A 24,020-nucleotide genomic window follows, 5' to 3' on the forward strand; every position below is an offset into this window, starting at 1 on the left:
GGAGCCCTAACAAATTATTTAGACAAATATTTTTGCGAATCCTTTACAGCTTTATCGAGCATCGGCTTTGTATCTTGTCCAATCATCGATGCGTTGATTGCCGCGGATAGGTTGCGGTTTACTTCGTTCCAATTCTTATTCAGAAGGAATGCCGGTGCATTGTCCGCTTTTTCAAGCATGGTGTAGAATGGCTTGTACAATGGATCTTCCGTCACTTTCGTTTCATCCACGACACTTTTCCTTACTGGCAGGTCGGCTGTCCTCATCTTGATTGCCTCAGCGGAAGAATAGAACTTCACGAACTTCCAGGCTAGTTCTTTCTTCTTGGAATCCTTCGCGATTGAAATTGATGACGAGTTAATCAATCCTTTTACAGGCTTGGAACCAAACGATGGCATCATCACCGTTCCAAAGTCGACCTTTGCATCCTTATAGCTTTGGACCGACCAAACACCATTTACTAGCATCCCGAGCTTATTCGCTTTGAAAATTTCACTCGCACTTTGCTGATTCGCCCCGCCAGTCGAAACAGCGATTCCCTCTTTCACCATATCGCTGTACATTTGCAGCGCATCAACCGTTTCCTTGCTGTTCATGACTCCATCAATTTTCTTGCCGTCTTCAGAAATAAAGCTGCCGCCGTTGCTCCAAACCAAGCCTTGCAAATCATATGTATCTGGCTCGGACGTTACAGCAAAGCCATATTGCTTTTTGCTTTTATCCGTCAGCTTCTTGGCAGTCTCTTTAAATTCATCCCATGTCCAGCCATCTTGCGGATAAGGAATTCCTGCTTCGTCAAATAGCTTTTTATTATAATAGACAACCATAGTGGAGAAGCCGGCCGGCATCCCGTATAGCTTTCCATCCACCTTGGAATAGTTGAACAGCCCTTCATAAAAATCCTCCATCTTTAGGTCGGAATCTTTTTCTGTATAGCCATCAAGAGGTTCAAGCGATTGGTGGTACGTTGTAAAATCCCACATATACATTACATCAGGTGGATTTTTTGCTCCGAATGAAGCGGCAATCTTTTGGTCAAATCCATCACCGTAAGCTTCGACCTGCACCTTTACATCTTTGTTTTCCTTTTCAAAAGCTTTTGCGATATTCTCCTGGATTTCGAGCGTTTCCCCCGCGTCCCAAGTTGCGAAGCGTAAAACTGTTTTTCCGTCCTTTTTCTCCGCTCCGGACGAAGTGTTCGAACTGCAAGCGCCCAACAGGAGAGCTAGTACAATTATCATCGAAAACAAACCATTCCTCTTTTTCATAAAACCCCTCTTTTCAGAAAAAATTTTGACTATTAAAAAAGTAACCGCTTCCATTGTATATCTTCGCGGAAGCGGTCAAAAACTTCTATTTGTTTGAATTTTCGTGCAAATTTCTCTGGTTTTTCCGAATATCGTCTTTTTGTTAGCTAATTCTTGCCTTTTTGTTCGTTTCGGTAATCAGAGGGAGGAATACCAGTGCAACGTTTAAACCATTTGCTGAAATATTTGGCGTCCTGGATTCCGACCCTCTCCCCAACCTCCTGGATATTCACGTCCGATTCCTTTAAAAGCTGTTTTGCCAGTTGAAGTCGTTTCGCCTCAATAAAGGAATGGATGCCGCAGCCCAATTTTTTCTTAAATAACGTGCTTAAATGGCTTCTGCTCATTCCTACCTCATCAGCAATATCCTCTACGGTCATCGGGTTTGATAAATTTCTGATTATATACTCTGCCGCCTGCTGAATCACCTTCGGCTGATCAGAAAAGTCCGGTTCTGCCTTTGGCGCAATTTCTGTAAGTTCGGTTTGAAAAGCGGCCAGGAAATGGTTTAGTTCTTCATCCTCAAACGTTGTTTTCAATAAATAACCGGAAGCTCCAAGCTTCAACCCGGCCTGGGCATACTCAAAATCCTTATGGCAGCTGAGCAAAAGAATTTTCGTCCGCGGCCTGCTCGCTTTTACTTTCCGTGAGAACTCGAGCCCATTCTCCTCCGGCATAACGATATCGGTAATGACCACATCCGGTTCATGGCGCAAAAATTCCTCCCAGCCCCGCTTCCCATTGGGCGCCTCGCCGACAACAAACATCCCAAACCTTGCCCAATCGACTGTCGCCGCCAGTCCTCGGCGCACAATCGTATCATCATCCACAATCAACACTTTGATCGCTGCTCTCGTCATCCTCATCCGCCCACCTTTTTGGCCAAGTTATCGAAATCGTGGTTCCTGTCCCAACCACGGAATCCGTATTGATGTGAAAATCGGTCCCATAATGGATATAAAACTTTTGCCTCACATTATACAAGCCGATCCCGCCGCGGCCTTTCCCACTTGGCCGTGTAAATAACGCTCCCAGCTTTTCCGGAGGAATTCCTTTTCCATCGTCCTTTAAAACAAGTCTGAAATAGGAAGAACTCTCTGTTACCTCGAGGCCGATAGTCCCCGTCCCATCCTCGAATCCATGGAAAAAAATATTTTCGAGCATCGGCTGCAGGGTCATTCTAGGAATCAGCCCTTTTTCAAGCTGCCCGTCCATTTTTAATGAAAAGGAAAAGTTTTTTCCATACCGCAGCTCCTGAATTGCAAAGAAATGCTCAAGCGACTGCAGCTCCTCTTTCAACGGAATCAGCTCAATCGTACAATCCAAGTTCTTTTCCAGCACCTTCATTAAATGAACGAGCATCCGGCCGATCTCCGCATTCCCATCCATCCGCGCTTTCCATTGGATCGTATTCAATGTGTTAAACAGAAGATGCGGATTTATTTGATAATGAACCGCTTTCATTTCTGCTTCGCGCTTCGTAGATTCTTTCTCCCTTACCTCTTCCATCAATTGCTTAATTTTTTCAACCATCCGGTTGAAATGACTGCCAAGCTTGCCGATTTCATCCTTCTGGCCATCCGCCAATAACTTCGTATCGAAAATCCCCTTGCTCACTTCATCAATAGCTAGTTTCAACTCGAAAATCCGCCTAGTAAATTGAGTGGAAAACACATACGAAAGAATAAGGGCGAGGATAAACGCGATAAAAATGCCAATCGAAACCATTTTCAAGATAACTTGGGAAGATTGATAGAATTTGTCGCGCGGCACACGGATTTCAACCTCCCAATTATTGATACTCGTATTCTCCTTCCAGAGAATATCGTCGGCCGTGTCCGACTCAGCACTCTTCGAATGATAGAGCGGCTCACCCATTTCATTCCGAATCGTGATTCTCGATTGGAGATCCTTTTCCAGTACCCCCATCAAGTCGTATACATCGTCAATATCCGTTTCAATTAACAGATAGCTATTATTTAACACACCGTAGGAAATTTCCAAAGGTACAATTAAACCAAGGACATGCTCAATCTGGTTGTTTTTCAGATGGCTCGGCTCATAAATCCCCATTTCCGAATGGCCGCTCTGGGCCGTCCTTTTCCATATATCCTGCCTTTTAAATTCATTTATTTTAAAATCGTAATCGCCATAATAAAAGCCTGACGAGGTAATGATATAGATACCGCGGATATTAGACTTCTTATGCGCCTGCAGCAGCCTCTGCATATTATCCACTTCTTTAAAGTCCTCATACGTTTTCGGCTCCTGGTGCTGCAAATTAACAGACGTACTATCCACCAAATACTGCTCGATTTCCGCCGCGCTGAAATACATATCCTCCAAGATTTGATCCAGCTGCGTCTTAATCTTCTCCCCGGCAAAATGATTATAATTCGACAGCTTGCCATTCACCACTTTAGAAGACTGATCATACGAAATAATCCCTAACGTCAGCAGCGGAATCAGCGCCACAACTAAAAACATAAGTAACAATCTCTTCTGCGTACTAAGATTCAGCATAGTCTTCACCCATCCCCATATCCAAACAATACTAGATTCACCATTTTTTGAAAAGAAGGAAAATGCAAGAGTTTTTAGTGGGAATTGGCCCCTTTACCAAGAGCCCACCTTTCACAGGCAGACAGAAAATACCCAGTAGTTCGCCATCCATCCTCCAGGCACAGTGCCTGGCAAAAGCAAAACAAATAAAAAACGCCCACTTCAGAACCGGGTCAGCAGTTCTAACAGGGACGCTATTCAATCTAGCCATTGTGTATTCGTAAAAGTTGTATTTCTTAATTTCCGCTTATTCTTCAGCCGCCCTGTTCTTTTGTTCAGGTAAGGTGTCCCAAAAGCTTATTTTTGCTTTTGAAATCAATCCGTCGGCTATTGCGTTTACGGTTGCATCCAGTGTTTCTTCTTTTACAGCCCGAACGACCACCTGCCCTCCGCCGTTCGGGCACTAAGTCGTCCTTTACTGCCCGAAGGACCATCTGCCTACCGCTGTTCGGGCTCTAAGTCGCCGTTTACTGCCCGAAGGACCATCTGCTCTCCGCTGTTCGGGCTCTAAATCACCTTTTACTGCCCGAAGGACCATCTGCTCTCCGCCGTTCGGGCTCTAAGTCGCCGTTTACTGCCCGAAGGACCATCTGCCCTCCGCCGTTCGGGCTCTAAGTCGCCGTTTACTGCCCGAAGGACCATCTGCCCTCCGCCGTTCGGGCTCTAAGTAGCCGTTTACTGCCCGAACAACCGCACCTCCTCCGCTGCCCGGGCGCTAAGTCGCCATTTACAGACACACAAAAGCATAGGGTCGCCCCCACCGCTGCCTTCGCCACACGAAAGAAGCAACAGAACCGCCCCACTGCATCACAACCGCTTCAACCGCCGATTCACACCATCAATCTCAAACGGCTTATACCCCTGCATTCTTCCCCACTCAAGTAAATGCTCGTGTTCAGGGTCATCCCGATCGGCAACAATCCTGAGAAACTCCGCATATCCGCCTTCCCCGCCGACATCCTCCGGAGGCGTATTCCCTTCCCCATCAACGCAGATCGGTTGTGGCTTGTCATACTCATCAATCACTTCTTCCACCTCAATGATATGCAGCCAATCATCACCAAAATCGTACCGATAGGCAAGCGACTCGCTAGCCGGAAGATAGTCAGACAACCGAATGCCCGTTTCCATCTTCATCTCCACATCACCAACAGGATAGGCAAAAGCCTCCTCGGAACAAACAAGATTCAGAAACGGCTTCGCCTTCTCCCTAAACCGTAACGAAACATCCTTTGGCGCCGGACCGTCATACAAATTGAACTCATGAAGATGATAATCCTTCCACCCGAATGCCGCCTGAATGATCTCATGCAAATCAGGAAAAGTCCGGTTGAGTGGCACAATCACTCTTCGCCAAAGCCGATATTCCTCCAGCGCAAGCGTCATTTTCAGCTGCACAGCCCGCGTCCCGAAAACCGGCCCGCCTGAAAACTCCTCAAGGTCCTGATACATTTCTTGATCAGGATAAATGTAGCTTTTCCCATCACCGGCAAGCAGCCCGTTCACCCATCTCGTCAAATCCGCAGGGAACATCCCCTCCAGCGGATACCTTTCCTCAATGTAACCCACATTTTCACAAGCCTTATTCAGCCTCGCCACTAACTTCCGGTCCTTTGTTTTCCCAAAAGCACGCTCCCCGGCCGCACTGAAATAAGCCTCAATAACTTCTTCCTTAATCCCCGCATCCCTGAACGCTTCCCGGATCCCCAACACCGCAAGTTCACCGAGCTTCTTGAAATCCTTCGCCTTCAGCCCGTGCAATATCACCGCATAGCGATTCTTATCATTCACCACCACAACCGCATTTCTCCGGTTGACCGTAATCAGATTCGCATGCCACGAAAACAGCGAATCCTCCTCCATCTCCACCGGGGCCAGCTCAACATCCAGCTTCTCCAACAACTTCTTCGTACACTGAATTTTCATCTCATCACTTCCCGACACTTGGCTTCTAAACCCCATTATAACAAGGACGCCCCAATAGAAAAAATGTAAAAGCAGGCCAGACAACAAAAGCCCAACCACTCCCTGCAAAATAAAAACCTTTTGTATCCTTCCGCACCAAAGCCTCCCCTAGGCTCCCGCCATCCTGGCAAGCATCTGGCAAACGGTTAATCCTATCTGATTTCCTTCCAGAACAGGAATTCCGATCATACTACTACAGTCAAGGCGGTGAAATCCCAATCTGCGAAACAAGAAAAACCGGGAAGGAACAGGAACCTGTCCTCCCGGTTTTCGCGCATTGCATTAGTTGCTAGTTTGCTTTTTCAGGGGAAATAATGAGCACAACACCGTCTTCGATTACAATTGCAGTCCCAATGGTGGTATTATCCCGCAGCCAGTCATCCGCGTGGATGCTGAGGACATAGCCGTTCTCAGGGATGGCAGAATTATTGCCACCTCTTTTTACGACCTTGCCTTCCTCTACCGTGATTTCATATCCCCAAGGGTTCGTCCTTGTTGTCGGTCCATATGCAGGCGTATATTGAATCAATTGACCGCCTCCGCGTCCTTTGTTGACTCCGTCCAACATGCGGTAATCGATGACACCGCGGTCACGCCACATACTTTCAATCAAAAACGGCTTAATGACCTCATTGCCAATTTCCTGCGGCTGCTTATACGCCTTCATCATTAGAGTTTTTAAGCGTTCCTTATAAGAAGCTGCTTCATCTGACTGGCCGTTTTTCTCTGCCATTAAAAAGTCGACCGCAACCTCGCCAGCTTCACCATAAACGCTGAGGTTTTGCAGGTAAGGATCGATAGCCTTTAAAAATGTCTCATCATTAATGTCATTGCGGATATTATCGGAAATTTTCTGCAGCTCTTTAAACTCCGTGGCTAACCGAGCGGCTTCCAGGCTGCCCCCTTCGCCGTCATACGTTTTCCAGAACTGGTCAATGACCTGCTGAAGCGTAAGTTCCAACGGCGGCACTCCTAAGGCACTCTTCACCAAGAAAGGTTTGATAACCCCTTGCCCCACTTTTTGCGGAATTTGCTCGGATTGATTGAACAAGGCAATCAGCTGCTCCCTGTATCCAGCTGCCTCGCCGGCATGTCCATTCTTTTGCGCCATGGCGTATTGAACCGCTGCTTCACCGGCCTTCCCATAAATCTCTAACTTCTCCAAATAAGGCTCGATTTCCTGAAGGAACTTTTTATTGTCCATCTCCTGCTGAAGTTTAGCTGGAGCTTGTTGAAACTTTTTAAATTCGGCAATCAACTGTTCTGCCGCTTCATCCGCGTTACCAGCGACATACGCCTTCCAGAACGAATCAATCAATGGTGTCAGGGTAAGCGATTCTGTCTTATTGATTGGTGAAGAATACATATTTGCGGCAACCGTCTTAAGTGTTTCGGCAGCTTCCCCGCCAAAGTTTTGAATGCTGCGTTCCCAAGATTCTGCCGGATTGTAGGCAGCAGGGTTCCATGTATAATCAGCAATCGTGTACAAAGGTATTTTGGAAGCTTCTGCTTCGTTCATTGGATTTGCCGTCAATCCAACCACCTTATGCTCGGCTAAATCAGCATCGCGGCCTACAATTGGGCCGAGGAACAAGCTATTGCGGTCAAAATCGTTTACCGGATAATTGTCCCAAAGCAACATATCATGCTTGAAGACTCCGTAAACCTCGTCAGCTTCTTCAGAAGTCACTTCTTCCGAAACAACCTTTTGGCCTGTCCACATTACAACCGTATCCTTGTCGAGCAACTCGGCAAACCGATCCCGGTAAGGGGTTGGCCCATTGCCGGTATAGTCGGTTGGAACGGTAATCAATCTCTCGGCGCCTTCATGAGTTTCAATAAACTCCTTCGTAAAACGATTCAGCAAGTACGCATGTGCAGCAGCAACCGGATGCGAATCATTTCCGAATTTATCCCGGTCTTCCTGGCAATTTAAGCTCAAAGCAATATCGTCAAGGAAAATCGCATAGGAGCGGACGCCCAAGTCCCATACCGCATCCATCTTCTTTTTCAGCAAGGCAAAATCCTCATCCCCTGAATAACAGATTGACTGGCCAGGTGATATAGAGAAAGTGAATTTCACATGATTCTCCCTAGCCTCATCAATGAGTTCCTTTATGCGCGCCAATTCCTCTTCCGGATACGGTTCGCGCCAATTTTCACGGTGATAAGGGTCGTCCTTTGGTGCATAAATATATGTATTCAGTTTATTGTCGCCGTAAAATTCCAGCTGATTGAGCCTGTCTTCATGGGTCCAAGGCGGGCCATAAAATCCTTCAATTGAACCGCGGATCGGCATTTCAGGCCAGTCACGGATTTGTGCCTGCGGGAACCAATCATTGCCTTCTCGTTCCTGGATCAATTGGGAAAACGACTTCGCGGCATAATAGGTTCCGGTCTGATCCTTTCCAGCGAGGACAATCTGTTTCTTCCCCTTCGTACTCGATGCGAGGACATAACCTTCGCTCTTTAATGCTTCCGGGCTCTCAACACCCATTTGTTTCAATACATCGGTGACTGCTTCATTTTCCGAAGGGCCGCCAATCCAGACCGTAACAGGAGTCGTGTACTTTTCCTGATCGTTATATCGGATAACTTTCTTTACCTCGGCCTTTTCCAGCGCTTCGACCACTTCTTTAACGGCTTGTTCATCCGTATTTTCCCCAGTAACAATACCTACTTTCGGGGTAAGCGGGAAACCATTACCCGACACTTTAACCTCTTGCGGCGTTGGGTTAATCGATTGGATGGCATTGTCGGCTGCTGAGGCTTTATTCCCTCCTTGCAAAATTGGAACACTTAATAATAGACTCGTAGAAAGAACGAGCGCCTTTTTCCAAAAGGTAACACTTTTCTTCATTTGGAATTCCTCCTTTAGTGTGTGTATCTCATGCGTTCCACTCCTTGTTTACCACCTCTCCCGTTATCATTTTCGAACATTCAAGAACGAACCCCATACTCCGTAATGCTCCAACTCCTGCCAGTTTCAGAAGACGAGCAACCGCTTCCACATCCCGATAAAAAAGCAGGGCAACACAATGCAAGAAGGAAAAATCCTCCATACAAAGCGCCGCCCTGCCTGATCAAGTCAGTAACATGCGAAATATATTTTCATCCTACACCCCGCATTATAACAATAGGGTACGAGGGTTCCTAGGGACATATATCCCGTTTTTTATAAGAGGCATTTTCTCAAAAACACGGTAGAAAGCCAATTATCTCTCCGTTACAGGAAAAAGGACCGGGGTAATTATATCTAACTAACACAATTGTTCGATTACTCTCTTAATTGGATCATAAATATTTATCATAACTCAGCTTTAACTCTTACATTTTCCTATATAGTGAATTCTCTATGAAATAAAGCAAAGATGTTCAACTTAAAGACTATTGTAAATCGGTTTTCTTTATTATTTCTTCATTAAATGTCTCGATAATAAATTTTCTACTTCTGCTATTACTTCATAAATAGCGTCGGAAATTTATTAGTATTACTACTTTGGTGTACTCACCCAATAGCAAAACCCGCCAAGCACAATTCGCCGACGGGTTTCATTTCACTATAATCAACTAATCTACATCATCCTCTTTGCAATGCAGATGGTTAATAACCAAACTGTAAAACAAGAAAAATTGAGTGGGAAATCACCACCATTTTAAACACCTGTTATTTCAGTCTCAGCAACATTGATCTCCACACTTATAAACTCTCTAACTAGCTTTACATACTCGTCATTTTCCTCAAGATGCGGAGAGTGGCCGCTGTTTTCAAAGATGACAAGCTTTGAGTTAGGGAGTTCTCTGTGAATGTCTTCGGAGGCGACAACTGGAGTGATCCAGTCGTGTCTGCCGACTGTCACGAGTACCGGCACCTGAATAGTTTTTAACCTTTCGGTAATGTTGTATGCCGGTTGGTTTACGCTAAAAGCGTAGTTATGAGTTTCATAATGGAAGAAAATTGAATCAAGGCGCTGTTTTGCTTTTTCCTCATCCCATTTGACAGTGTACAGCGGCTGGATGGCTGCGAACATTTCCTTGAATTCCTCATCGGAGCGGACCTGGCCACAGAACAGGCGATTCAGCATATCTTCATTGATTCCAGGCAAGTTGCTCTTTAATGCCCGCTCGGTGGATTCGTCATTGTAATTGCAGCTTGGGGCTGTATCCCGCAAAATGATATGGGTGAGATTTTCTCCATAGCGCAAAGCATACTCAAGTGTCAGAAATCCACCATAAGAGCCGCCAAGCATTTTTATTTTTCCGAGGCCCAACTGTTTTCTAAGCCCCTCGATGTCTGCTGTCCATTGTTCATGGGTATATGGCGGCTTTTCCTCAGAGCGTCCGGAGCCCCTCATATCAAGGAAGACAAGCTTGTATTCATCCCCAAGTGAGGAAAATGCCTTGATATCACCCCGGCAGTCGCCCATCCCAGGACCGCCATGGATGAAAAAAATCGCCTCGCCATCCTCTTTTCCGTGAACCTCGTAATAAATCTTACAGCCATTGATTGTTTTATACATTATGTAGTTCCTCCTTCCGGCCCGTATGCTCATTAATAAACTCTCTGACTAGCGCAATATACTTGGCACTTTCTTCCCGGACGAGGGAATGGCCGTTCTTTTCAAAAATGACCAGTTTAGATTTCGAAATTCCCGCTGCAATTTCCTCAGCATTATCAGCCGGGACAATCCAGTCAAGCCGTCCGCCGGTAACCATGACCGGGACTTGGATTTCCCCCAGTCTGCTCCGCACATCATAGGCAGGCAGGTTTTCGCTGAAGGCTGCATTGTGCGTAGCGTAATGATAATGAATGGAATCCAGCTTCTTTTGCGCTGCGACGGGATCAAATTCAACGGCTGCATACAATGGCAAAATCGCTGTATACATCTCTTTGAACTCCTCGTTGGAAGAAACTCTTCCATTAAAAAGCCGGTCGAGCATATCCCTGTCAATTCCAGGAAGATTGCTATTCATTGCATTCTCGATGGCTGCGTAATGATGGTCATTGTTTGCAGAAGTGACATTCAAGAAGGCATGTTCTAGATGGCACTGGTACTTTAACGCATATTCCAGCGATATGAACCCACCATACGAGGAGCCATGGATGGTGATTTTATCAAATCCAAGTAATTGTCGTAACTGGTCAATATCATCGGTCCATTGTTCATGGGTATAGGGCGGTTTCTCCTCTGATCTGCCCGAACCTCTCATGTCGATGAAAACAAGCCGGAAATGTTCTCCAAGCGGAGCAAATGTCGCTACATCAGCGCGGCAATCCCCCAGCCCCGGTCCGCCGTGAATAAAGAAAATCGGATGTCCGTTTTCATTACCGTGAACTTCGTAATATATCTTACAGCCATTAATCTCAGCAATCATGGTACCACCCCTTATTTTTTAATATGCTTTGGATCAAGCGCATCTCTAAGCCCATCGCCAAGAAAGTTATAAGCCAGAACGACCAAGGTGATTGCCAGCCCAGGCAGGACGCCAAGAACCGGGGCGGTCCAAATATATTGCTGTGCATTTTGCAGCATATTTCCCCAAGTCGGGGTCGGAGGCTGGATGCCCAATCCAAGATAACTGATCGCACTTTCGGTCAAAATGGACCAGGCAATTCCGAGTGTACAGGAAACTATGATGGTCGGGATAACCTGTGGAATGACATGGGCAAAAAGGGTCCGTAAATGAGTTGCGCCTGACGCAACTGAAGCTTCCACAAACTCCTGCGCCTTCCATTTCATTGTTTCTCCATATACGACCCTGGCGATTTCCATCCATGACGTGAATGCAATAACGAGGACAATCATAACAGGGCTTTTTCCTAATACAGTCAAAGCCACAAGGGCAAGGAAAAAGTTCGGGATTGCCATTAACGCTTCCGTTACGCGCATCAAGATAGCCTCAATCCAACGGCCAAAGTATCCGGCAAACGCCCCGACAATCCCTCCTACCAAAATCGTCACAACCATTGCGGTAAAACCAACAAGCAGTGTAATTCTGCCGCCGTGAAGCATCCGGCTCAGAACATCCCTGCCAAGGTCGTCTGTTCCTAACGGATGTTGAGCTGTCCAAGGCGCTAAGGTAGCAGCAGGGTTAATTTTTTCCGGGCTGATCGTCCAAAAGATCGGACCAAGGAATACCATCAAATGAACTAACAATAAAAAAATAAGTGCTATAAGGGCAATCTTATTTTGCAGGAGACGGGATAGGACGCTTCTCCTTTTAACCCTTGGCCTGCTTTTGTTGACAATCACGTCGCCTGAATTATGTACAGGGATTGATGACAATGGTCCCACCTCCACTCCTTAAAAGTTTTTGACACGGGGATCAATCCTGGAATACACAATATCGACCAGGAAGTTTGAAACGATGACAATAAAGGTAACAATAACAGTCACACCCATGACAAGGTTGTAGTCACGTCCCTGGGCTGCCTCTACAATAAGCCTGCCCATTCCGGGCCAGCCGAACACTGTTTCAGTAATGACAGCACCGCCAAGAAGGCGTGGAATAAGCACCCCAATAATTGTCACGACTGGAATGAGTGCATTCCGCAATGCATGCGAATAGATAACAGTCCTTTCCTTTGCACCTTTTGCCCGGGCGGTCCGCACAAAATTCTGTGAGATAACCTCTAGCATGGAAGACCTTGTAAACCTTACAATCGTCGGCAGGGTTGTTGTTGATAAAATTAATACCGGCATAATTAGATATTTCCACTTCTGCGCTCCTGTGCCGTCTCCGACTCCGGACGAAGGAAGCCATTGGAGGACAACGGAGAACAAGTAAATCAGCATAATAGCCAGCCAGAATGCGGGAACCGACAGCCCGATAGCTGAAAAGAAGTTTATTGAATAATCTGCGGCGCTATTGCGCCGAATTGCAGAAATGATTCCCAGAACGACCCCGGCTGCCACCGAAAAGATAAGCGTATAAATAGCCAGCTCGACTGTATGCGGAAATCGTTCTCCTACCCGTTGGATGACTGGCTGTCCGCTTGTCAGCGATTGGCCGAAGTTCCCCTGCAGTGATTCTGCTAGCCATTTGCCGTAACGGACGATTACCGGTTGGTCGAGCCCCATCTGTTTTGTCAAGGCTTCCCTCTCTTCAGCCGTAGCGTCCATCCTCATCAAGGAAGCCGGACCTCCCGGTGCGAGGTTGATTAAGAAGAATGTTATCGCCGTGACGATCAGCATCAAAATAACACTTTGCCATAGGCGATTGATGATGAAATTGACCATCCCGTAATGCCCCCTTTCATTAAAAAGGCTGCGATTGCCGCAATGAGCGGCAATCGGCACCAGCACGCTTGCTATCGTTTATTGTTGAATATACCACTCGTTGACATAGTGCAGGGCTCCGCCGAAGTACATGTCAGGTACGCCTTTCAGCTTCTTGTTGCGGATTTGGATTTCTTCAGGGTACCAGAGGTACAGATATGGCAAATTTTCAGCCATATATTGTTGCATTTCCTTATAGACCTCGCCACGCGCGGCAGGGTCGCTTGTCTGCTGACCTTTTACAAGTAACTCGTCAAGCTTAGCATCCTTATAACCCGGTATATTATTACCTTTGCCAGCATTGGAGGAATGGTACTGCGCGTAAACATCCGGATCTGCTGGGTATGCCCACCAGTTCAGAATCATGTCAAAGTCGCGTTCAATAATATTCTTCTGAATCATCGCATTCCACTCAAGTGTGTTCAGCTTCACATCAAGTCCAACTTCCTTCAGATACTGCTGAACCATTTGAGCTATAGGTTCAAGGTCGCCTTGAATACCGATGTCAAATTCAAACTTGAATGGTTTTCCATCTTTGTCAAGGATGCCATCGCCATTTGAATCTTTCCAGCCGGCTTCTTCAAATAGGGCCTTTGCCTTTGCCGGGTCGTAATCATACCGCTTTACATCATCAGTATAATAGGTGCTCAATTGCGGCGTGATCGCTGCATCAGCGATTTTACCGAAGCCTTTTAAGACCGAGTCAATAATCGCCTGGCGGTCAATGGCATGTAAGAATGCCTGTCGAACTTTAAGGTCTGTGAACATGGGATTCTCCTGGTTTAAGGAAATCCAGAAATACCTGTTTGCGTCGGAAGGCAGCACTTCAAGGTTTTTCGATTGCTTAATCCGCTCCAGAGAAGCCTTATCTTCAAGTACAAAGATATCAAGCTCATTGCTCAGTGCCTGGGCAACATGGGTATTCTTTTCAGCAAGGATTTTGTAAACAAACTTATCAAGATGTGGCGCGCCTCCGAAGAAATCTTCGTTCGGGATAAGCTCGACGCTTTGTCCGGAAATATACGTACCAACCTTGAACGGCCCGGTTCCAACAGGCTTTTCCTTATTAAAAGAAGTAAGTTCCCATGGATTTTGGCCCTCAAATTTATGCTTGGGAATAATTTCCGAATTGAAACCAAGGTAAGCAGGCAATGCTGCCCATGGGTTTTTTAAATGAAATTCTACTATATGGTCATTAACAACTTTTACATTATCAACAGCTTTATAGTTTGAAGCTCCATTTGAGCCCAACTCTTTATTCAAGACAATATCGTTAAAGGTGAACGCAACGTCCTCTGCAGTAAACGGTTCACCGTCATGCCATTTGACTCCTTCACGGAGCTTAAACGTCCATACAAGGCCGTCTTCAGAAGCGCTCCATTCGGTGGCAAGGCTCGGTGATGGAGCATTATCTTTTCCTGGCTTTGTCAGACCGGAAAAGATGATGCGATTGACAACATTCGATTCAGCATATGCGTTCGGATGCCAAGGATTGAAAATGGGATCCCCTACAATCGGAGAGGTGACGGTCCCGCCTTTTTTCGGCTCCCCTGTCGAGTTTTTCCCTGTGCTGCTTGATGCCTCATCGGAAGAGCAAGCAGATGAAATAAGCAGCATAAAAATTATTGTTATAACGCCAACATACTTAAACCAATTTCTTTTCATATTGGAACTCCCCCAATTTTCCGATTAATTATTTCACCCATGTTTCCTTCAGGACACGCATGATGTTTTCACCCATGACCTTCCTGATGTCTTCGCGGCTGTATCCTTTATTGACAAGCCAACGAACAACGTTCGGATAGGCTTCAGAAGGATTTTCAAGCCCTTTCACATAGCTCACTTCTTCAAAATCAACACCGGCATGCGATTCACCGATTGATAAGGCGTTAGCAAATACATGATGCAGACCCACATGGTCTCCGTATAGAGTATCAAGACCGAATGCGACATGATCGATTCCAACAAGCTTCACAACATGCTCGAAATGCTCCATGACTGATTCGATTGAATGCTCCGGATGATTAGCAGTCAGTGTTGTATGCGGCGCCGCTTCAATACCAATCACTCCGCCTTTGGCAGCACATGCTTCAAATACATAATCAGGTTTCATTCGGTTGGTATTCCAAAGTGCCCTCGATCCAACGTGGGTAATAAAGATTGGTTTCTCACTCGCTTCAATAACATCCATTGCTGTTTTATCACCACAGTGGGAAACATCAATGGTCATGCCAAGCTTGTTCATACGTTTTACGACTTTGTGGCCGAACACTGTCAGTCCGGAATCGTTCTTTTCCTTCAGGCCGGAACCAAGAGCATTCGCTTCGGAGTAGGCAATTCCCATCACCCTGACTCCTAGGCCGTACAGGACATCGACGCGGTCGATTTCATTTTCGATTTGTGTTGCTGACTCAAGTGATGTGACAAATGCAATTTTGCCTTCACGTTTTGAGCGGTAAATATCTTCAATTGTGTCGGCTCTGATTACAAGGTCTTGATGAGCAAAGTCGCTATAGCGGATTCCAAGATCATGGATCACATCGTTCCATTTCCATCCCGCGTTCGAGGTAATCATCGCTGTTCCATCCATATAGTTTTCGAAAACAACATCCAGACCGGAAACACTTAAACCCTCATATCCAGTCCAATCACGGCCCTGGCGGCGAAACTCGAAGATTTCCCCTACATTCTCGGGACAAACAAAGGTATGCTCATGAAGAGAAATAATTAATTCATCTTCAAGGATGACCTGAACTTCCTTTTCCTGTTCCTCCGAAAGGGGATAAGTGAACGGTTCAACCCGGCCGATTTCCTTCGCCAGCTTGTATGGCTTGTAATCCTCCCCAGGTTCAAGGTACTGGAACGACTTATACCCGTTGTATGGTTTTGTTTTCGTTTGAACTTTTTGTACAGTTTCTGACATGTTTAACTCTCCTAACTTAATATTATTTGAATATTCCGTCTATTATAGGTAGACAGATTGGATTACCAATAGCAAATAGTCTTTTACAGTGGGTAATGGCAGGCAGCCAAGTGACCAGACCCAACCTCTCTTAATAGCGGAACCTCTTTTTTACACCGTTCAGTAGCAAGCGGACAGCGTGTATGGAATTTACATCCCGAAGGAGGGTTGGCAGGCGATGGAATTTCCCCCTTCAATAAGATTGGACTCTTACGCTTATACGGATTGGGAACAGGGTTGGTGGATATTAGCGCCTGGGTATATGGATGGGCCGGATGAGTGAATAATTCATCCGTCTCGGCTACTTCCACAAGGCTTCCCAAATACATGACCCCGACCCTTGTCGATATGTAGCGGACAACATTCAGGCCATGAGCAATGAATAAATACGTCAGATCAAGCTTATCCTGAAGATCCTTCAGCAAATTGATGACCTGCGCTTGTACCGAGACATCTAATGCGGAAACGGCTTCATCAGCCAGAATGAATTTTGGATTGAGGGCAATTGCCCTTGCAATCCCGACCCGCTGCCGCTGTCCTCCGGAAAATTCATGGGGATAATAATGAATCCGGTTCGGGTCGATCCCAACCAGCTCAAGGAGTTCGCGTACTTTATCCTCTCTTTCCTTGCCGGTGCCAATATGATGGACCTTAAACATCTCTCCAATAATTTCACCAATTGTAAAGCGCGGGTTCAGAGATCCGAATGGGTCCTGAAAAATGATTTGCATTTCACGGCGGATTTCCCGCAGCTTCTTTACCGAAAGGGTGCCAAGATCCTGGCCCTCAAACAAAACCTTTCCATCCGTCGGTTCCTGGAGTCGAAGCATCGTCCTCCCTAACGTCGATTTTCCCGAACCAGACTCCCCGACAAGCCCGAAGGTTTCCCCCTTGCGAATGGTAAATGAAACGTCGTCAACAGCCTTTACATTGCCGACCGCCTTTTTCAGAATTCCTTGTTTAATAGGGAAATACTTTTTCAGATTTTCAACTTCAACAAGAACGTCTGAATCCGTTTTTGGTTTGGCAATAGGTTTTTCTTCAGCAATTTCAGTAGTCAAATGTCTCCCTCCCTTCTTTCCTTCCTATCAAACAGACAATTTAAAATCTGCCATTACCTTTCCATGGTTCCAGCAAGCAATCTTCCTTGTCCCAATCGATTCCAGAACAGGATCGTCAACAGCACAGCGCTCTGTCGCGAAAGAGCACCTTGGATTGAATCGGCAGCCCTCGGGCATTTCCATCAAGCTAGGGATACTGCCCTTAATGGATGTCAGTCTTTGGCTGCGGTCACCGTCAATCGTCGGAATCGAAGATAGGAGCCCGAGTGTATATGGATGCTTCGGCTTGTCGAAAATCTCATACACCGAGCCTTCCTCGACAACCTTTCCTGCATACATGACAACAATCTTATCAGCAAGCTGTGCCGCAACCCCAATATCATGGGTGATGAGAATAATCGCCATATTCAGGCGTTCCTTCAGTTCCTGAAGCAGATTCAGGATTTGCGCCTGAATGGTGACATCAAGGGCAGTAGTCGGTTCATCGGCAATCAAAAGCTTAGGTTCGCAGGATAAGGCCACCGCTATCATCACCCTCTGCCTCATGCCTCCAGACAATTCATGCGGATACTGTTTCAGCCGGATTTCCGGTTCAGATATGCCGACCAATGTGAGCAATTCCTTTGCCCGTTTCATCGCTGCTTCTTTAGAACAATTTTTATGCAACATAACGGCTTCGGTAATTTGTTTGCCAATGGTAAACACCGGATTCAAAGCTGTCATCGGCTCCTGGAAAATCATCGCGATTTCCCCGCCGCGTATCTTCCGCATTTCTTCAGGGCTTTTCTTCAGCAGGTTCTCTCCATTAAAGAGGATTTCCCCCTCAAGGACCTTCCCATTGTCATAGTCAATCAAACGCAAAGCTGTCAACGACATCACACTTTTGCCGCTGCCTGACTCGCCTACTATACATACCGTTTCACTCGGATTCACAGTGAAGGATATGTTTTCTACTGCCCTGACAACCCCATTATCCGTATGGAATCCTGTCGTAACATTTTTAACTTCCAATATAGGCTGCATAGAAAAGCCCTCCTTCCCCGAATAAAATTTAGAATATTACTGGCGTTATCACACACAGCAGGACCGTTTCCACATCAAGAGGATTTTCTCCAAAGTGCGGTACATTGGAAGGGAAATGGATGGAATCCCCTTCCTCGACAATGTATTCCTCCTCACCAACCGTAAAAATCACTGTTCCTTTCAAGACATAATAAAACTCCTCCCCATAGTAATTAAATTTTTGCTTTCCTTTAATTTTAGGCCTTAGCTTGATAATGAAAGGGGCCAATGAACGATTGGGAAACTCCCCGTTCAGCCGATGATAAATCGACTCGAGGCCCTTTACTTCATAAGGAGTTTGTTCGTGCTTCCTAACCACATATTTTTCTTTCTTTTGTTTCTCAAAGAAATAAATAATATCAACCTCAAAAGCCTCAGCGATCTTTCTTAACGAGTTGATGGCCAGTGAAGTCGTTCCGCGTTCAATCTGGGATAGAAAACTAACAGATAAATCTGTCATATCAGCAAGTTCTTTCAACGTCAGGCCCTTGCGGGTTCTAAGTTCTTTTATACGAATACAAATCTCATCCATCTACAATTCCTCACAATGTCATTCTTGTTTTATCTGCACTTTTACAGTATTACTTAACTTGTTATGATAATACCATAATTAACAAAAAAGAAAAGCATTATTTTCTGAATTTTTTTTATGTTTTGACTAAAAGTTATATAACAAAAGCATCCTTTTTTACAAAAAAGGATTCCTTCTGCAAATTAATAAAGCAAATGCTTCAATTTTTTTATAATTCATGATGGCGAGCGCTTACTTTAATAGCCTTTTAGAAATACAGGAATGTTAATATTTATTCAAATATAGTAATATTTTAAAAAAAGGATTTTACGTTCATATTCACAAGAGCTAACACTGCTCCTGCTTGGATTGCAACAAATTTATGAATCAAACATATAAAAACCCGCCATATATCTGGCGGGTTCCTCTTTCATAACTCTATCTATCAGCTCCATTCAATCCACACTCAACTCCCGGAATCCCCTATAAACGAAAACAAGAAAAACCGGGTAGTACAGAAAATCCTAATCTATTGCGCCGCAGGAGGCGTTATAAGTACCTGCCCATTTTCGATAAGAACTTTGGCGCCGATTTCGGCGTTTAGGTCAAGCCAGTTTCTTTCCATCCAGTTGCTATTATGGATACTTAATACATAGCCATTAGTTGGGATGGCGGAATTATTGCCGCCCCGTTTCACAACCACACCATTTTCGACGGTGACTTCGTATCCATATGGATTAGTTCGTGTCGTCTCTCCGCGTTCAGGTGTGTAAAGAATTAGTTGGTCGGCTCCACGTCCTTTATTGATGCCGTCCAATGCTCTTGATTTTACATGTTGGCCCCAAATTCCTTGGACAAGAAACGGCCTGAGCGCCTTCTCACCAATTTTTTGCGGGATACTATCTATGGTGATCAACATGGACTTTAATTTTTCTCTATATTGCTGCGCCTCTTCCAGATTATTGCTTTTCTCGGCAACTAACGCTTTCACAGCCAACTGGCCGGCTTCCCCATACAATTCAACCTTGTCCAAATACGGTTCTGTTTCATCTAGAAACTTCTGATTGTCCAGGTTTTGCCGCAGTCTTTCAGGTGCGGTTTGCAGCTTCTCGAACTCGGCAATCAGCTTATTAGCAGCCTGATCCATCGCCTCTGTCCCGTATGCTTTCCAGAACTCTTCAATCAACGGAGTTAATGTCAGCGAGTCTCTATCACTCAGCGTTGAAGAATAGGAGTTTTCGGCAAATGTCTTCAGCGCATCAGCCGCCTTGCCGCCAAACGATTGAATACTGCGCTCCCATGAATCAACTGGATTATAAGCAGATGGATTCCAGCTGTAATCAGCAATCGTGAACAATGGGATCTTGGAAGCTTCAGCTTCGTTCATTGGATTGGCGGTTAACCCCACTAGGCCGTGCTCAGTTAACGAAGCATCTCTATGCTCGAGCGGCCCGAGGAACAGGCGATTACGCTCAAAATCATTTACAGGATAATTATCCCATAGCAACAAATCATGCTTAAAAATCTCATGGACCTTCTGGGTTCCTTCAGCAGTTATTTCTTTGGAAACCACATCCGGACCCGTCCACATCACGATGGCGTCCTCATTGAGCAAATCAGCAAAGCGCTCCCGGTATGTGTTTGATTGATTACCCGCATAATCCGTTGGAACGGTGATTAGGCGCTCTGCCCCTTCATGTGTATCAATAAATTCCTTCGTAAAACGATTCAACAAATAGGCGTGTGCCGCAGCAATCGGGTCTTCATCGCCGCTAAATCTCTCTTTGTCTTGTTCACAATATAAATCCTTATTAATATCATCAAGGAAAATCGCATAGGAGCGGACGCCCAAATCCCATACAGCATCCATCTTATTCATCAAAAGTTCGAAATCCTCATCTCCGGAATAACAGATGGATTGGCCTGGCGACAGCGAGAAAGTGAATTTCACATGATTCTCTTTTGCCTTATCAATGAGCTCCTTTATGCGCGCCAACTCCTCTTCAGGATACGGTTCGCGCCAATTTTCGCGATGATAAGGGTCATCCTTTGGTGCATAAATGTATGTATTCAATTTATTGTCGCCGTAAAATTCCAGCTGATTGAGCCTGTCTTCATGAGTCCAAGGCGGGCCATAAAATCCTTCGATGGAACCACGGATCGGCATTTCCGGCCAGTCACGGATTTCGGCCTGCGGGAACCAATCATTGCCTTCTTGTTCCTGGATCAACTGGGAAAACGACTTCGCTGCATAATAGGTTCCAGTCTGATCCTTTCCAGCGAGGACAATTTGTTTCTTCCCTTTTGAACTAGAGGCGAGGACATAGCCTTCACGCTCCAATGCTTCCGGACTATCAACCTCCATTTGTTTCAACACATCTAGGACTGCTTCATTTTCAGAAGGCCCGCCAATCCAAACCGTTACGGGGGTCGTAGCCTTTTCCTTGTCGTTATAGCGGATAACTTGCTTTACCTCAGCCTTTTCCAGAGCCTGGACCACTTCTTTAATAGCTTCTTCATCCGTATTTTCCCCGATAACAATGCCCACTTTCGGCGTGAGCGGGAAACCATTACCAGTCACTTTAACCTCTTGCGGCTTTGGGTTAATCGATTGGATGGCTGGGCTCGCTGCCGAGGCCTTGTTTATGCCCTGCAGACTTGGAACGCTTAATAACAGACTCGCAGAAAGGACGAGCGCCTTTTTCCATAAAGGATATCTCTTCTTCATATTCCATTCCTCCTTTTAGTGTTTGTGACTCATGCTTTTTCCTGCCGTCTACCACCTCTTTTGTGCTCATTTTTCGACAATTCCAGGATGACTCTCTTTTCGCATGTCCCGTATTCCCGTGATTACAACAGCGAAGCAACCGCTTCCAAATCCCGGCAAAAAAAGCAGGGCAACACAATGCGAGAAGGAAAATCCCTCCTGCAAAGCGCCGCCCTGCCTGATCAAGTCAGTAACATGCGAATATATAATCATCCTACACCTCGCATTATAACAATAGGGTACTAGGGTTCATAGGGACATATATCCCGTTTTTAAAATAGGCATAAACACAAAAATACGCTGGAAAGCCTATTTGTTCTGTGTTATAGGCAAATAGACAGGGGTGAATATATCTAACTTTAACAATTATCTATTTATAGATCATTTCATATTAGAGGTCAGGGCTTCTCTTGCAAACTCCAGTTCTTTTTCATCCTAGAAACCGACGAAGTAAACCCTCTCTATTTGGTCTTGATTAAAAAGGTACATATAATCCTCGCTTAAGTTTCCTTCTGGATAAAGGCAGGCAATATAGTTCCATATCTTATCAGAGCGCAATTCCTTTTGTTGCCTCCCATAGATCATGATTCTTTTTTCCCCGCCTTTTAAGAGAACGACCGAGCCAATAGGCAAATATTTTTTCATTTTTTGAATCCATCCAAACCTATTCGTATCAAACCTGTTCCTAAAACTGTTGCCGGAAAGAGTGCTAGAATTGACGCGATAAAAAAGTCATAAGAATCCACATCTGTACTTGAATAAGTAGTAATAAAAACTGTATTCCTTAGCATGAACAAAGCAAGGAATATAAGAGTAATAATGACCATAGCGGTAACAGTCCCTATTACGTATGCTTTCATACTATTGACCTTCCTGAGCTTAGGTGCAGTTACGAATAAGGCCAGTATGAAAAAAATGACCGCTGCTGCAAATAGACTAGCAGGGTAAACTGCAAGTAGTTTACCTGCCCCCTAATTCCATTTTCCTTGACCTCGGCAAAATAAACAGCATTCGATATCAGTAACAGTTGAACACTAAAGAGCATGACCACAAGAAAAATGAATCTGATGTTTTTCATCCAGTTTTCTAGCTCGATTTTTTTTAGAAGTAAGTAGCCATGTCCAAATAGACCAGCATAACCAATAAGAATAAGAATAGTACTTAATTTCAACCACAATGGAAAGGTTGAATATACCTGTAAACTTAGTAATGTCGTAAGCAGACAGAGAATGAAGAAGCCTACTATAATGAAGCGGAAATTCTTTTTCAATCCTTCGAACCTCCCAGACTCATACGGATCATTCCCGTTAATAAAATTGTCGCTGGAAAAAGTATCAGTATAGCTGTCTTAACCAACTCTAGAGCGGACGAAACTGTTTCCGGATTGGTAAAAACGGCCCTTTCCACCCTATTCAAAATAGACACTGCAATTGCGATGATCACTACGGCGGCAACAGAGCCTGTCACGTATGCCTTCTGACCATTTACTTTTCTGAACTTGGGTGAAGCTATAGGAAGAGACAAGATGAAAAATATCACCGCAGCAGCAAGATATAAAAGTATATAAGTTGCCCCCTCTCATTTTTCCGTTACCGAGCAGTAATAATTGAGTTGCGATCGGGGCCTCTCTAAGAATAGCTCTATCTCCTTTGTTTGAATTAACAGAAGTTACAAGTTTGATAGTCCCTTCTGCCTTAAAAACAATCGTCTTCGCAGTTTCCTTGTGGCGAACTTTTTGTTAGAAGTACTGTCCAACCGGGGAATTTAACGGCCTTTATAATAGCAAGATCCCTGATGAGCCTGAATCCTGGGATCAACTTCATTTTTTACTGATAGAATTTTTGATTCGATTTGATTTAGTTAGGAGGAAATTGATTGAAGACTGGCAATATCATTTTTCACATAATTGATATTTATTCGAATCAGTAGGCAAACTCAAATTACCTAAAATTTAACATTTTCACTTAAGTTATTGTATAACAAAATTTTACTATTTTCTATTTTTATAGTAAAAAATCAATTCACCATAGCACCTGCAAACAATTCTTACCACACACAAAAAACCCGTCAGACACCAAATGCCTGGCGGGTTTCTCCTTCATAACTCTATCTATTAAGCTCCCTTCAATCTACGCAATGTCCCCGGAACACCCAATCTAATGAAACGAGAAAAACAGGGAGTGACAGACACTTGCACTATTGAGCCGCTGGCGGCGTAATTAGAACCTGACCGTTTTCGATAAGAACCTTTGCGCCGATTTCAGAGTTCAGGTCAAGCCAGTTTCTTTCCATCCAGTTGCTATTATGGATACTTAACACATAGCCATTAGCTGGAATGGCGGAATTATTGCCGCCCCGCTTCAGAACCACTCCATTTTCGACGGTTACTTCGTAGCCATACGGGTTCGTTCGTGTTGTCTCGCCGCGTTCAGGTGTATAAAGAATGAGTTGGTCTGCTCCTCGTCCTTTATTGATGACGTCCAATGCTCTTGACTTTACATGTTGGCCCCAAATTCACTAGACAAGAAAGGGTCTGAGCGCTT

Annotated in this window: 18 protein-coding genes; all 18 read right to left on the minus strand. The window is 45.0% G+C overall.

From position 1 onward, the window contains the following. Positions 1 to 14: 14 nt before the first annotated feature. Entirely contained in the window at positions 15 to 1,268 is a 1,254-nt protein-coding gene (locus BN1002_RS17310; protein WP_048826774.1) for an ABC transporter substrate-binding protein, read from the minus strand. Positions 1,269 to 1,414: 146 nt separating this feature from the next. Further along, entirely contained in the window at positions 1,415 to 2,173 is a 759-nt protein-coding gene (locus BN1002_RS17315) for a response regulator transcription factor (protein ID WP_442853399.1), read from the minus strand. Continuing rightward, complete coding sequence (locus BN1002_RS17320) at positions 2,130 to 3,794, minus strand: sensor histidine kinase (RefSeq protein WP_048826776.1); 1,665 nt, start codon at positions 3,792 to 3,794, stop codon at positions 2,130 to 2,132. The genes BN1002_RS17315 and BN1002_RS17320 overlap by 44 nt, the downstream gene beginning before the upstream one ends. A gap of 322 nt (positions 3,795 to 4,116) precedes the next feature. Continuing rightward, positions 4,117 to 4,251 carry a hypothetical protein gene (locus BN1002_RS24385; RefSeq protein WP_269429807.1) on the minus strand — a complete coding sequence of 45 codons (135 nt, stop codon included), beginning with the start codon at positions 4,249 to 4,251 and terminating at the stop codon, positions 4,117 to 4,119. A 425-nt stretch (positions 4,252 to 4,676) separates the two neighbouring features. Beyond that, a complete protein-coding gene (locus BN1002_RS17325) occupies positions 4,677 to 5,795 on the minus strand; it encodes a plasmid pRiA4b ORF-3 family protein (protein ID WP_048828031.1) in 1,119 nt (372 codons plus the stop codon). 328 nt (positions 5,796 to 6,123) lie between these two features. Continuing rightward, entirely contained in the window at positions 6,124 to 8,694 is a 2,571-nt protein-coding gene (locus BN1002_RS17330) for a glycoside hydrolase family 84 protein (RefSeq protein ID WP_048826777.1), read from the minus strand. 796 nt (positions 8,695 to 9,490) lie between these two features. Next, positions 9,491 to 10,354 (minus strand): alpha/beta fold hydrolase, encoded by an 864-nt coding sequence (locus tag BN1002_RS17335; protein WP_048826778.1) that lies wholly within the window; start codon positions 10,352 to 10,354, stop codon positions 9,491 to 9,493. After that, the gene (locus BN1002_RS17340) at positions 10,347 to 11,210 is read right to left on the minus strand and encodes an alpha/beta fold hydrolase (protein ID WP_048826779.1); all 864 of its coding nucleotides are present in this window, start codon (positions 11,208 to 11,210) and stop codon (positions 10,347 to 10,349) included. The genes BN1002_RS17335 and BN1002_RS17340 overlap by 8 nt, the downstream gene beginning before the upstream one ends. Positions 11,211 to 11,221: 11 nt before the next feature. Further along, complete coding sequence (locus BN1002_RS17345) at positions 11,222 to 12,121, minus strand: ABC transporter permease (protein ID WP_082036284.1); 900 nt, start codon at positions 12,119 to 12,121, stop codon at positions 11,222 to 11,224. Positions 12,122 to 12,139: 18 nt separating this feature from the next. Next, the gene (locus tag BN1002_RS17350) at positions 12,140 to 13,075 is read right to left on the minus strand and encodes an ABC transporter permease (RefSeq protein ID WP_048826780.1); all 936 of its coding nucleotides are present in this window, start codon (positions 13,073 to 13,075) and stop codon (positions 12,140 to 12,142) included. A 78-nt stretch (positions 13,076 to 13,153) separates the two neighbouring features. Beyond that, complete coding sequence (locus BN1002_RS17355) at positions 13,154 to 14,779, minus strand: ABC transporter substrate-binding protein (RefSeq protein WP_048826781.1); 1,626 nt, start codon at positions 14,777 to 14,779, stop codon at positions 13,154 to 13,156. A 28-nt stretch (positions 14,780 to 14,807) separates the two neighbouring features. Further along, positions 14,808 to 16,037, minus strand: a complete 1,230-nt coding sequence (locus BN1002_RS17360) for a dipeptidase (RefSeq protein ID WP_048826782.1) — start codon at positions 16,035 to 16,037, stop codon at positions 14,808 to 14,810. An 83-nt stretch (positions 16,038 to 16,120) separates the two neighbouring features. Further along, positions 16,121 to 17,137, minus strand: a complete 1,017-nt coding sequence (locus tag BN1002_RS24275; protein ID WP_231575050.1) for an ABC transporter ATP-binding protein — start codon at positions 17,135 to 17,137, stop codon at positions 16,121 to 16,123. A gap of 27 nt (positions 17,138 to 17,164) precedes the next feature. Continuing rightward, the gene (locus BN1002_RS24280) at positions 17,165 to 18,160 is read right to left on the minus strand and encodes an ABC transporter ATP-binding protein (RefSeq protein WP_048826783.1); all 996 of its coding nucleotides are present in this window, start codon (positions 18,158 to 18,160) and stop codon (positions 17,165 to 17,167) included. Between the two features lie 28 nt (positions 18,161 to 18,188). Continuing rightward, positions 18,189 to 18,731: a helix-turn-helix domain-containing protein gene (locus tag BN1002_RS17375; protein ID WP_048826784.1), complete on the minus strand. Its 543-nt coding sequence runs from the start codon at positions 18,729 to 18,731 to the stop codon at positions 18,189 to 18,191. 508 nt (positions 18,732 to 19,239) lie between these two features. Next, positions 19,240 to 21,438 carry a glycoside hydrolase family 84 protein gene (locus tag BN1002_RS17380; RefSeq protein WP_048826785.1) on the minus strand — a complete coding sequence of 733 codons (2,199 nt, stop codon included), beginning with the start codon at positions 21,436 to 21,438 and terminating at the stop codon, positions 19,240 to 19,242. Between the two features lie 474 nt (positions 21,439 to 21,912). Then, positions 21,913 to 22,122: a DUF4176 domain-containing protein gene (locus BN1002_RS17390; protein ID WP_048826787.1), complete on the minus strand. Its 210-nt coding sequence runs from the start codon at positions 22,120 to 22,122 to the stop codon at positions 21,913 to 21,915. 1,551 nt (positions 22,123 to 23,673) lie between these two features. Continuing rightward, positions 23,674 to 23,961: a hypothetical protein gene (locus tag BN1002_RS17410; protein ID WP_048826791.1), complete on the minus strand. Its 288-nt coding sequence runs from the start codon at positions 23,959 to 23,961 to the stop codon at positions 23,674 to 23,676. Between the last annotated feature and the right edge of the window lie 59 nt (positions 23,962 to 24,020).

It is taken from the genome of Bacillus sp. B-jedd (assembly GCF_000821085.1).
Classification (GTDB): Bacteria; Bacillota; Bacilli; order Bacillales; family Cytobacillaceae; genus Bacillus_D.